Source organism: Bacillus salacetis, assembly GCF_049177075.1.
Lineage (GTDB): Bacteria > Bacillota > Bacilli > Bacillales > Bacillaceae_B > Rossellomorea > Rossellomorea salacetis_A.
Map to the genome: position 1 here is coordinate 1 of NZ_CP185377.1, position 12,338 is coordinate 12,338.

Genomic DNA, 12,338 nt, shown 5'->3' on the forward strand with positions numbered 1-12,338 from the left:
TTGGAGAATATAGGGGACTTGTGGAATAAAGCCCTCTCAAATATAGAGAAAAAGATCAGTAAACCCAGTTTTGATACTTGGTTAAAGTCTACAAAAGCTCATTCCATACAAGGAGACACACTTGTCATCACCGCTCCCAACGAATTTGCGAGAGATTGGCTTGAAGGAAGGTACTCTCAATTAATTTCCGATGTTCTTTTAGATATCACAGGTGAAGAACTCATAGTTAAATTTATTATCCCGCAAAACCAGGAACCGGAAGAATTTGATATACCCGTACCGCCTAAGAAAGTCGCCGATAATGATGACAGCCAGGACTTTCAGCAGAATATGCTGAACCCTAAATATATGTTTGATACCTTTGTCATTGGATCCGGCAACCGCTTTGCCCATGCGGCATCCCTTGCGGTAGCAGAAGCACCGGCCAAGGCATACAATCCACTGTTCATCTATGGGGGAGTAGGACTGGGGAAAACCCACTTGATGCATGCCATAGGCCACTATGTACTGGAGCATAACCCCGCAGCAAAAGTGGTTTATTTGTCATCTGAAAAATTTACGAATGAGTTCATTAATTCGATCCGTGACAATAAAGCTGTCGATTTCCGCAATAAATATCGAAATGTCGATGTCCTTCTGATTGATGATATTCAGTTTCTTGCAGGAAAAGAACAAACACAGGAAGAGTTCTTCCACACGTTCAATACTCTGCATGAAGAAAGCAAACAAATTGTCATTTCAAGTGACCGGCCGCCAAAAGAAATTCCGACACTTGAGGACAGGCTTCGTTCACGCTTTGAATGGGGATTGATTACGGACATCACGCCTCCTGACCTTGAAACCAGGATCGCCATCTTAAGGAAGAAGGCAAAAGCGGAAGGCCTGGATATTCCGAATGAAGCGATGCTTTATATCGCCAATCAAATAGATTCCAACATCCGTGAACTTGAGGGTGCATTAATCAGGGTTGTCGCTTATTCATCACTGATTAATAAAGATATCAATGCCGATCTTGCAGCAGAAGCTTTGAAAGATATTATTCCGAGTTCCAAACCGAAAGTCATTACAATTGCTGATATCCAAAGAGTTGTCGGTGAGCAGTTCAATGTCAAAATAGAAGATTTCAAGGCGAAGAAGCGGACCAAATCAATAGCGTTCCCAAGGCAGATCGCCATGTATCTATCCAGGGAAATGACAGATTTCTCACTTCCGAAAATCGGAGAAGAGTTCGGCGGAAGGGACCATACGACCGTCATTCATGCTCATGAGAAAATTTCTAAAATGCTCGGAGCCGATTCTGGTTTTCAGCATCAGTTGAAAGAAATAAGGGATCTTCTTAAAAATTAAATAGAGAGTTATCCTGAATACTGTTAATAACTCTGCTATGTTTTCACACAGTCTGTCCACATGTGGATAGGCTGTGTTTACTTTCGTTTTTCGCACTTATCCACATACTAACAGCCCCTATTACTACTAGTACTATTTTTTTTATAAATATATTAGTATATGCTGCAGTAAAAAAATTATGCTGAAACTGGAGGAAAAGATAATGAAATTTGTTATCCAAAGGGATGATCTCGTACAAAGTGTCGGAGATGTCATGAAAGCCGTAACGTCCAGAACGACGATTCCGATTCTGACGGGTATTAAAATCATCGCAAATGATGAAGGAGTTACACTAACAGGAAGTGATTCTGATATCTCGATCGAGTCTTTTATTCCAAAAGAGGAAGAAGGCAATGAAATTGTAGAGGTCATTGAAAAAGGCGGAATCGTACTGCAAGCGAAATTCTTCAGCGAAATCGTTAAGAAGCTTCCAATGGATACAGTAGAAATTGAGGTTCAAAATCATCTTCAAACAGTGATCCGTTCAGGAAAAGCAGAATTCAACCTGAATGGGCTGGATCCGGAAGAATATCCTCACCTTCCTCAAATTGAAGAAGGCAATGCTTTGAAGGTTCCGACTGACCTTTTAAAAACAATGATCAGACAAACTGTATTCGCAGTGTCCACCTCAGAAACACGCCCCATCTTGACAGGTGTAAACTGGAAGGTGGAAAATGGTGAGCTTTCCTGTATTGCAACAGACAGCCATCGCCTGGCAATGAGAAAAGCACCGCTCGAAAATGATAATGGGCAAGAATACAATATTGTCATCCCGGGGAAAAGCCTGACTGAGCTAAGCAAAATCCTGGATGACAATTCGGAACCTGTTGAAATTGTCATCACAGATAACCAGGTGCTTTTCAAAGCAAAGCATTTGTTGTTCTTCTCGCGACTGCTTGAAGGAAATTATCCTGATACAAGCCGTCTGATTCCAAATGAGAGCAAAACTGAACTGACCCTGACAACGAAAGAGTTCCTTCAAGCCATTGACCGTGCTTCGTTATTGGCGAGGGAAGGAAGAAATAATGTCGTTAAGTTATCAACAATCGAAAGCGGCATTATTGAAATCTCTTCAAATACACCTGAAATCGGTAAGGTAATCGAGCAGGTTCAAAGTCAATCCGTTGAAGGAGAAGAATTGAAGATCTCCTTTAGTGCCAAATATATGATGGATGCTTTGAAAGCATTGGAAGGAACGGAGATTCACATCAACTTTACAGGCGCCATGAGACCATTCGTGATCAGGCCGCTTCATGATGATTCCATCCTGCAGCTGATCCTGCCTGTAAGAACTTACTAATACAAGAAATTGACTGGCTATTTAACCCCCAATCAGAGTTATGCAGCCAGTCAATTTTTCTTTATATGGAGAAGGGGCTCTTTAACACACTGCCGCGATGGGGGACTGTCCCCCGCTGCTTTAAAGCGCTAAAATCCCGGCGTGCGGGGGCTTCGGCACTCCAACTTAGGTTGGGTTTTGTATTAAGGTGAAAATATAGTAAAATATATTATTAGATATTAATGTCGGAAAGTAGTGATATAACGTGGAAAAGCAAATTGCAATTGATACGGAATATATTACATTGGGCCAATTTCTGAAGCTTGCGGACATGATTCAATCAGGCGGAATGGCCAAGTGGTTCCTGAGCGAATATGAAGTATACGTAAACGGGGAGCAAGACCAAAGAAGAGGAAGAAAATTGAGGGTTGGAGACAAGATCGAAATAGAGGAAAACGGGGTTTTCATCATCTCTGACGAAGAATAAGAGGATGTCTGTACATGTACATTGAAGAAATACAGCTCAAAAACTATCGGAACTATGACTCTGTAGATATCTCTTTTGAAAACAATGTGAATGTCATTTTAGGGGAAAATGCCCAGGGGAAGACCAATATCATGGAGTCCATTTATGTTTTGGCGATGGCAAAATCCCACAGGACCTCAAATGATAAAGATTTAATACGCTGGGATGAGGAATATGCTAAAATAGAAGGCAGGATAAAAAAATACAATGGCTCTATTCCACTTGAATTGGTGATATCCAAAAAGGGTAAGAAAGCCAAATCCAATCATATTGAACAAAAGAAATTAAGCCAATATGTTGGAAATATGAACGTCGTCATGTTTGCGCCTGAAGATCTCCACCTTGTGAAAGGGAGCCCTCAAGTAAGGCGTCGTTTTATTGATATGGAAATCGGGCAGGTATCACCTGTCTATTTGCATGATATCGCTTTGTATCAAAAGATCCTGCAGCAGCGGAATCATTACTTGAAAATGCTGCAGACCAAAAAGCAGAAGGACGAAACGATGCTTGACGTGCTGACCGAGCAACTGATTGAGATGACAGGCAAGATCATCAGGAAGCGGTTTGATTTCATCAAGCTTCTGCAGGAATGGGCACGCCCTATCCATTCAGGAATATCAAGGGGGCTGGAAACCCTTGATATTCAATATAAACCGTCTATAGATGTATGCGATGATCAAGATTGGTCGAAAATGGTAGAAATAGTAGAGGATAAGTTCAAAAGTATCCGCCAGCGGGAAATTGATAGAGGGGTGACGCTTGCAGGCCCCCATCGGGATGATCTTCAATTTTTCGTCAATGACAGGGATGTTCAGACTTTCGGTTCACAGGGCCAGCAGCGTACAACAGCTCTTTCCTTGAAACTGGCCGAAATTGAACTGATCCATTCGGAAATTAAAGAATATCCGATTCTTTTACTGGATGATGTGCTGTCAGAACTCGATGACTTCAGACAGTCACATTTGCTGAATACCATTCAAGGCAAAGTCCAGACCTTTGTGACGACCACCAGTGTTGATGGCATCGATCACCAGACGTTGAATGAGGCAACAACATTCGAAGTTGAAGCCGGCAATATCAAGAGAGTGAAGTGAGGTGTTTCCATGTATATTCATGTTGGAGAAGATGTGATGGTAAGAACGGATGAAATAGTTGCGATTATTGATAAGGACACTGTCCAGTTTTCTGAAGAGATGCAATTATTTTTGAAAAAGAAAGAAAAACAGACGAGCAACCTGGCAAAAGGTACATATAAGTCTCTGGTGGTCACCGTTGACCAGCTGTATCTTTCACCATTGGCATCTGCCACATTGAAGAAGCGTTCGAAAAAATGGAATACTCATGACAATCTTTTAAATAGATAGTGAGATAAAACATTTATATTCAAGCATGATTACATGCACAGGAAGTGTAGGTGAATTGGTTTGACAATGGAACAAGAACAAAGACAATCTTATGATGAGAATCAGATACAGGTTTTAGAAGGATTAGAAGCCGTAAGGAAACGTCCGGGAATGTATATCGGTTCCACAAGTTCCAAAGGACTGCATCACTTGGTTTGGGAAATCGTCGATAACAGTATCGATGAGGCATTGGCAGGTTACTGCTCTGAAATCAAGGTAAGCATCGGAGAGGACAACAGTATTACAGTACAAGATAACGGCCGCGGAATCCCGGTCGGCATCCATGAAAAAATGGGAAGGCCTGCTGTGGAAGTTATCATGACAGTTCTCCATGCCGGAGGTAAGTTTGGGGGCGGAGGCTATAAAGTATCAGGTGGTCTCCATGGTGTAGGTGCATCAGTCGTTAATGCCCTGTCAACGGAACTAGAGGTATTTGTACACCGTGACGGCAAGATCCACTATCAGAAATTCGAAAAAGGTGTACCGAGCTTTGATTTGAAGATTACCGGTGAAACAGATGTCACAGGTACTGTGACCCGCTTCAAGCCGGATCCTGAAATCTTCACGGAAACAACTGAATATGATTTCGATATTTTGGCAAACCGTCTTCGAGAGCTGGCTTTCCTCAACAAAGGGATTAAAATCATCATCGAAGATAAACGCGTGGAAGACAAAAAGAATGAGTATCACTATGAGGGCGGGATCAAGTCTTATGTCGAGCATTTGAACCGCACTAAAGAAGTTGTCCATGAAGAACCTATTTTCGTTGAAGGTGAGAAAGAGAACATTTCCGTGGAAATAGCCCTTCAGTATAATGATGGATTCGCGAGCAATATTTATTCTTTCGCCAACAATATCCACACATATGAAGGCGGCACACATGAATCAGGTTTCAAAACTGCCCTGACTCGTGTCATCAATGATTATGCCCGTAAAAACAATTTATATAAAGAAAGTGATGCCAACCTATCAGGTGAAGATGTACGTGAAGGGATTACGGCTATCATTTCAATCAAACATCCTGATCCGCAATTTGAAGGACAGACAAAAACAAAACTGGGTAATTCCGAGGCAAGAACGATCACTGATGCTCTTTTCTCTGAGCACTTTGAATCCTTCCTGCTAGAGAACCCGGTGGTAGCCAGAAAAGTAGTTGATAAAGGCCTGATGGCTGCAAGAGCGCGGCTGGCAGCGAAAAAAGCCCGTGAACTCACCCGGCGCAAGAGTGCTCTCGAAGTATCAAGCTTGCCTGGTAAACTCGCTGACTGTTCTTCAAGAGATCCGAAGATCAGTGAAATCTACATCGTTGAGGGTGACTCTGCAGGCGGATCTGCCAAACAGGGTCGTGACCGTCACTTCCAGGCAATCCTGCCTCTTAGAGGGAAAATCATCAACGTTGAAAAAGCGCGTCTTGATAAAATACTTTCCAACAATGAAGTTCGTGCCATGATTACCGCCTTGGGAACAGGAATCGGAGAAGACTTCGATATTTCCAAAGCCCGTTATCAAAAAGTGGTCATCATGACAGATGCCGATGTTGATGGAGCGCATATCCGCACATTGCTGCTTACATTCTTCTATCGCTATATGAGACAGATCATCGAAGCAGGTTACATCTATATTGCCCAGCCGCCATTGTACCAAATCAAGCAGGGTAAAAAAGTTGAATATGTGTATTCAGATAAACAGCTGGAAGAAGCATTGGCACAGCTGCCTGCACAGCCTAAACCTGGTATCCAGCGCTATAAAGGTCTCGGTGAGATGAATGCGGAGCAGCTCTGGGAAACAACGATGGACCCTGAATTCAGGACGCTCCTGCAAGTGAGCCTTGAAGACGCAATCGAAGCAGATGAAACCTTCGAAATGCTGATGGGTGACAAAGTAGAACCGCGCAGGAACTTCATTGAAGACAATGCTGCATATGTAAAAAACCTGGATGTTTAATTCATAAGCAGGATAGAAGTATTTCTATCCTGTCTTTTACATAGAACCCTTATAAATAAGGGAATACAGCTTAAATAATTCAATCAGAAACAAAGCGGACATAGGTAAGTAACCAATACCTTTAAAAGGAGGTCCCTTCTATTATGGCGGAAACACCCCGTTCTAATGTAAAAGAAATAAATATAAGCCATGAAATGCGTACATCCTTCCTGGATTATGCAATGAGTGTCATCGTTTCCCGTGCATTGCCGGATGTGCGTGACGGTTTGAAACCCGTACACCGAAGAATCCTGTATGCCATGAACGACCTGGGAATGACAGCTGATAAAGCCTATAAGAAATCTGCCCGTATCGTCGGTGAAGTTATCGGTAAATATCACCCGCATGGTGACTCTGCTGTATATGACACAATGGTGCGTATGGCGCAGGATTTCAACTACCGTTACATGCTTGTGGACGGCCACGGTAACTTCGGATCTGTTGATGGAGATTCAGCAGCGGCTATGCGTTATACAGAAGCAAGAATGTCGAAAATTTCCATGGAACTGATCCGTGATATCAACAAGGATACAATCGATTACAGAGATAACTATGATGGTTCAGAGCGCGAGCCTATCGTTCTTCCTTCCAGATTCCCGAACCTATTGGTGAATGGATCATCCGGTATCGCTGTAGGGATGGCAACGAATATCCCTCCGCACCAGCTTGGTGAAGTGATTGACGGTCTCCTTGCCTTAAGCAGGGACCCTGAGATCACTATCCAGGAATTGATGGATTATATTCCTGGGCCGGATTTCCCGACGGCAGGGATGATTGTCGGCCGAAGCGGTATCCGCAGAGCCTATGAATCAGGAAAAGGCTCCATAACGATGAGGGCAAAAGTAAGAATTGAAACTAAGGCGAACGGTAAAGAAACAATCATCGTCGATGAGATTCCATATCAGGTCAACAAAGCTAAATTGATTGAAAAAATCGCAGACCTTGTAAGGGATAAGAAGATCGAGGGTATTACCGACCTTCGTGATGAATCAGACCGTAATGGTATGAGGATTGTCATTGAAGTCCGTAAAGACGCCAATGCTAATGTCCTCCTGAATAACCTATATAAGCAGACTGCACTGCAAACAAGTTTTGGAATCAACCTCCTGGCACTTGTAGACGGCCAGCCTAAGGTCCTGAATTTAAAGCAATGCCTGCATTACTACCTGGAGCACCAGCAAGTCGTCATCCGCAGAAGAACGGAATTCGAATTGAGAAAAGCGGAAGCCCGCGCCCATATTTTAGAAGGGCTGCGGATAGCGCTTGACCATATCGATGAAATTATTGCCTTGATCCGGGGGTCTGAAACGACAGATATTGCCCGTGAAGGACTTATGGAGAAATTCTCCCTTTCCGAAAAGCAAGCTCAGGCGATCCTGGATATGCGTCTGCAGCGCTTAACTGGATTGGAACGCGACAAAATTGAAAATGAGTATCAAGAACTGGTTAAACTCATTGCTGAACTAAAAGCGATTCTTGCGGATGAAGAAAAAGTATTGGAAATCATCCGGGAAGAATTGAGCGAACTTAAAGATCGCTTTAACGATGAGCGCCGTACTGAAATCGTGGCAGGCGGTATCGAGCAGATTGAGGATGAAGACCTCATCCCGCGCGAGAATATCATCCTGACACTTACTCATAATGGGTATATCAAACGTCTGCCTGTCTCCACCTACAGGAGCCAGAAACGCGGCGGACGCGGAATACAAGGGATGGGTACCAATGAAGATGATTTTGTTGAACATCTTCTGACAACGTCCACCCATGACACCATCCTTTTCTTCACGAACAAAGGAAAGGCGTTTAAAGCAAAAGGATATGAAATTCCTGAATTCAGCCGAACGGCAAAAGGGATCCCGATTGTGAACATGCTGAGTGTGGAAAAGGACGAGTGGGTCAATGCCATGATCCGTGTTGAAGAATTCGTGGATGACTGGTACCTGTTCTTTACAACCAAGCAGGGTATCTCCAAGCGTACTCCGGTATCTGACTTTGCTAATATCAGAACAAACGGACTGATTGCGATTAATTTAAGGGAAAATGATGAACTTATATCTGTCAGGCTGACTGACGGAAGTAAAGACATCATTATCGGAACCCAAAAAGGGATGCTGATCCGATTCCCTGAAACAGATGTACGTTCCATGGGAAGAACAGCCACCGGCGTTAAAGGGATTAACCTGGACTCTGAAGATATAGTGGTAGGGATGGAAATCCTTGAAGAAAAAGACGATGTACTTGTTGTCACTGAAAAAGGATTCGGGAAGCGTACACCTGCTGAAGAGTATCGTATCCAGACCCGCGGCGGTAAAGGGTTGAAAACTTGTAACATCACCGAAAGAAACGGAGAACTTGTCTCTGTTAAAGCTGTTACAGGGGAAGAGGACCTGATGCTGATCACTGCACACGGCGTCCTGATCCGTATGGATGTAAATGATATATCAACAACAGGAAGAAATACGCAAGGTGTCAAACTGATTCGTCTGGACGAGAACAGTTCTGTAGCCACTGTGGCAAAAGTTGAAAAAGAGGAAGAAAAAGAAGAAGAAGAGATTCCAGTTGATCTGACGGATGAAAGCACAGATCAAGTAACAGAGGAAACTCCACAAGAAAACGACAGCGACAGCGAAAACGAATAATTCATAGAATCACTCTCCATTCTGGGGAGTGATTTTTTTAAAAGTATCCGTCGATAAAATTTTTCAAACATTGCCTGACAGTTATCTGGTAAAATTAAGAAATGAAGTCGGACAGAGGTGAAAACATGAAGATAAGAACACGCGAGGCAGAAGAAGGCTGTATCCTTGACCAGGACATCAAGGGAATGACAGCAATGCCCATCATCCCGAAAAATACTGTTATTGAAGATATACATATTAAAGTACTGCATGCCTTTCATATTGAAGAATTATCTATAAAAAGAACAAAAGCAGATGGAACCCAATTTACGCCAAAACAAATTGATGACTCTGAAGAAGATAAAGCAAAAGAGCCGGAACCAGCACGGAGCTACGACGATTTCTTAAAGCTTTATTTAAATAAAGTACAAGAGTTCAAGAATGAATTCCAGAATTGGCAGTCTGGTATGCCAGTATCCATTTCTAATATTAGAAACATCATCCTGCCTTTACTGGAACAGTTGGAGGAAAATCCTAAGAATATCACCCACCTGCATCAATATAGCTCCAAATCGGATTATATCTATCATCATCCAGTGGCCGTCGGTCTTCTTAGCGGAGTGATTGCAAAAAAAATGGGCTTTGATACAGGAAAAAAGATTCAAGTCACTCTTGCGGGAGTGCTGGCAGACAGCGGAATGGCCAAAATTCCTGTTTCCATACTTACAAAACAGTCAGCGCTGACAGAAGCTGAATTTAAAGAAATCAAAATGCACCCAGTATACAGCTATAAAATGGTGAAAGAAATCTCCTTATTGAAACCTGAAACGAAGCTGGCGATCTTTCAGCATCATGAAAGATTGGATGACAGTGGTTATCCAACAGGTGAGAAAAAAGAACGAATCCACCAATTTTCACAAATCATCGCTGTCGCAGATGTTTTCCATGCGATGACATCTGAACGGGTATACAGAGGAAGGCAGCTTCCATTCCAGGTGCTCGAGCAGATCAGAGAGGACCATTTTGGAAAATATGATATCCAAGTAGTACAGGCTTTATTGGATATAACAGCAGACTTATCCATTGGCACCGTCATCCGCATTTCAAGCGGAGAAACCGGTGAGGTCATGTTCACAACCAGAGAGAACCTGACTCGGCCATTGATTCAAATCAAGGAGACAGGGGTCATAATGGATTTGACGAAAAGAAGAGATTTGTTCATAGAAGAAGTACTCTCTTAATGTTTAAATAATGCGGATCAGCACTTGCTGATCCGCTGGCTGCTCAATCAATCTACTTAATTATAAAAAAGATGAAATAAATCCTTGAATTTATGATTTAATCTGTGTATAATGAATCTCGTTGGCAAAAAAGCCGGCAAAACAACTTCAAAAAAAGTTGTTGACATTATAACAGTAAAGATGTTATATTATAAAAGTCGCTTATGACAAGCGCATTGAACATTGAAAACTAAACAAATCAAAACGTCAACGTTAATTCTAGTAAGAACCTAGTTCTTACAAAGTTGCTAATACTATAATTAGCAAATGAGCAAGTCAAACTTCTATCGGAGAGTTTGATCCTGGCTCAGGACGAACGCTGGCGGCGTGCCTAATACATGCAAGTCGAGCGGACTGATGGGAGCTTGCTCCCTGAAGTCAGCGGCGGACGGGTGAGTAACACGTGGGTAACCTGCCTGTAAGACTGGGATAACTCCGGGAAACCGGGGCTAATACCGGATAGTTCTTTTCCCCGCATGGGGAAGAGTGGAAAGGCGGCTTCGGCTGCCACTTACAGATGGACCCGCGGCGCATTAGCTAGTTGGTGAGGTAACGGCTCACCAAGGCGACGATGCGTAGCCGACCTGAGAGGGTGATCGGCCACACTGGGACTGAGACACGGCCCAGACTCCTACGGGAGGCAGCAGTAGGGAATCTTCCGCAATGGACGAAAGTCTGACGGAGCAACGCCGCGTGAGTGATGAAGGTTTTCGGATCGTAAAGCTCTGTTGTTAGGGAAGAACAAGTGCCGTTCGAATAGGGCGGCACCTTGACGGTACCTAACCAGAAAGCCACGGCTAACTACGTGCCAGCAGCCGCGGTAATACGTAGGTGGCAAGCGTTGTCCGGAATTATTGGGCGTAAAGCGCGCGCAGGCGGTCTCTTAAGTCTGATGTGAAAGCCCACGGCTCAACCGTGGAGGGTCATTGGAAACTGGGGGACTTGAGTGCAGAAGAGGAAAGTGGAATTCCACGTGTAGCGGTGAAATGCGTAGATATGTGGAGGAACACCAGTGGCGAAGGCGACTTTCTGGTCTGTAACTGACGCTGAGGCGCGAAAGCGTGGGGAGCAAACAGGATTAGATACCCTGGTAGTCCACGCCGTAAACGATGAGTGCTAAGTGTTAGAGGGTTTCCGCCCTTTAGTGCTGCAGCTAACGCATTAAGCACTCCGCCTGGGGAGTACGGTCGCAAGACTGAAACTCAAAGGAATTGACGGGGGCCCGCACAAGCGGTGGAGCATGTGGTTTAATTCGAAGCAACGCGAAGAACCTTACCAGGTCTTGACATCCTCTGACAACCCTAGAGATAGGGCTTTCCCCTTCGGGGGACAGAGTGACAGGTGGTGCATGGTTGTCGTCAGCTCGTGTCGTGAGATGTTGGGTTAAGTCCCGCAACGAGCGCAACCCTTGATCTTAGTTGCCAGCATTCAGTTGGGCACTCTAAGATGACTGCCGGTGACAAACCGGAGGAAGGTGGGGATGACGTCAAATCATCATGCCCCTTATGACCTGGGCTACACACGTGCTACAATGGACGGTACAAAGGGCAGCGAGACCGCGAGGTTCAGCAAATCCCATAAAACCGTTCTCAGTTCGGATTGCAGGCTGCAACTCGCCTGCATGAAGCTGGAATCGCTAGTAATCGCGGATCAGCATGCCGCGGTGAATACGTTCCCGGGCCTTGTACACACCGCCCGTCACACCACGAGAGTTTGTAACACCCGAAGTCGGTGAGGTAACCTTTTGGAGCCAGCCGCCTAAGGTGGGACAGATGATTGGGGTGAAGTCGTAACAAGGTAGCCGTATCGGAAGGTGCGGCTGGATCACCTCCTTTCTAAGGATATATGAGACGTGACGTTTTG

At 44.1% G+C, this 12,338-nt stretch carries 8 protein-coding genes and 1 rRNA gene; all 9 read left to right on the forward strand.

Features of this window, described 5'->3' with window-relative positions:
- Window positions 1-1,347 carry a chromosomal replication initiator protein DnaA gene (gene dnaA, locus ACOJQI_RS00005; RefSeq protein WP_421382449.1) on the forward strand — a complete coding sequence of 449 codons (1,347 nt, stop codon included), beginning with the start codon at window positions 1-3 and terminating at the stop codon, window positions 1,345-1,347.
- A gap of 202 nt (window positions 1,348-1,549) precedes the next feature.
- Complete coding sequence (gene dnaN / locus ACOJQI_RS00010; protein WP_421382451.1) at window positions 1,550-2,686, forward strand: DNA polymerase III subunit beta; 1,137 nt, start codon at window positions 1,550-1,552, stop codon at window positions 2,684-2,686.
- Window positions 2,687-2,930: 244 nt separating this feature from the next.
- Window positions 2,931-3,152 carry a S4 domain-containing protein YaaA gene (gene yaaA / locus ACOJQI_RS00015; protein ID WP_421382453.1) on the forward strand — a complete coding sequence of 74 codons (222 nt, stop codon included), beginning with the start codon at window positions 2,931-2,933 and terminating at the stop codon, window positions 3,150-3,152.
- Window positions 3,153-3,166: 14 nt separating this feature from the next.
- The gene (gene recF / locus ACOJQI_RS00020; protein ID WP_421382455.1) at window positions 3,167-4,285 is read left to right on the forward strand and encodes a DNA replication/repair protein RecF; all 1,119 of its coding nucleotides are present in this window, start codon (window positions 3,167-3,169) and stop codon (window positions 4,283-4,285) included.
- Between the two features lie 9 nt (window positions 4,286-4,294).
- Window positions 4,295-4,555 carry an extracellular matrix regulator RemB gene (gene remB, locus ACOJQI_RS00025; RefSeq protein ID WP_421382457.1) on the forward strand — a complete coding sequence of 87 codons (261 nt, stop codon included), beginning with the start codon at window positions 4,295-4,297 and terminating at the stop codon, window positions 4,553-4,555.
- 66 nt (window positions 4,556-4,621) lie between these two features.
- On the forward strand, window positions 4,622-6,538 hold the full coding sequence (gene gyrB / locus ACOJQI_RS00030) for a DNA topoisomerase (ATP-hydrolyzing) subunit B (protein WP_421385542.1): 1,917 nt from the start codon (window positions 4,622-4,624) through the stop codon (window positions 6,536-6,538).
- A gap of 143 nt (window positions 6,539-6,681) precedes the next feature.
- The gene (gyrA, locus tag ACOJQI_RS00035) at window positions 6,682-9,216 is read left to right on the forward strand and encodes a DNA gyrase subunit A (RefSeq protein ID WP_421382459.1); all 2,535 of its coding nucleotides are present in this window, start codon (window positions 6,682-6,684) and stop codon (window positions 9,214-9,216) included.
- A gap of 125 nt (window positions 9,217-9,341) precedes the next feature.
- The gene (locus tag ACOJQI_RS00040; RefSeq protein WP_421382461.1) at window positions 9,342-10,436 is read left to right on the forward strand and encodes an HD-GYP domain-containing protein; all 1,095 of its coding nucleotides are present in this window, start codon (window positions 9,342-9,344) and stop codon (window positions 10,434-10,436) included.
- 323 nt (window positions 10,437-10,759) lie between these two features.
- A 16S ribosomal RNA gene (locus tag ACOJQI_RS00045) occupies window positions 10,760-12,310 on the forward strand.
- Window positions 12,311-12,338 lie beyond the last annotated feature (28 nt).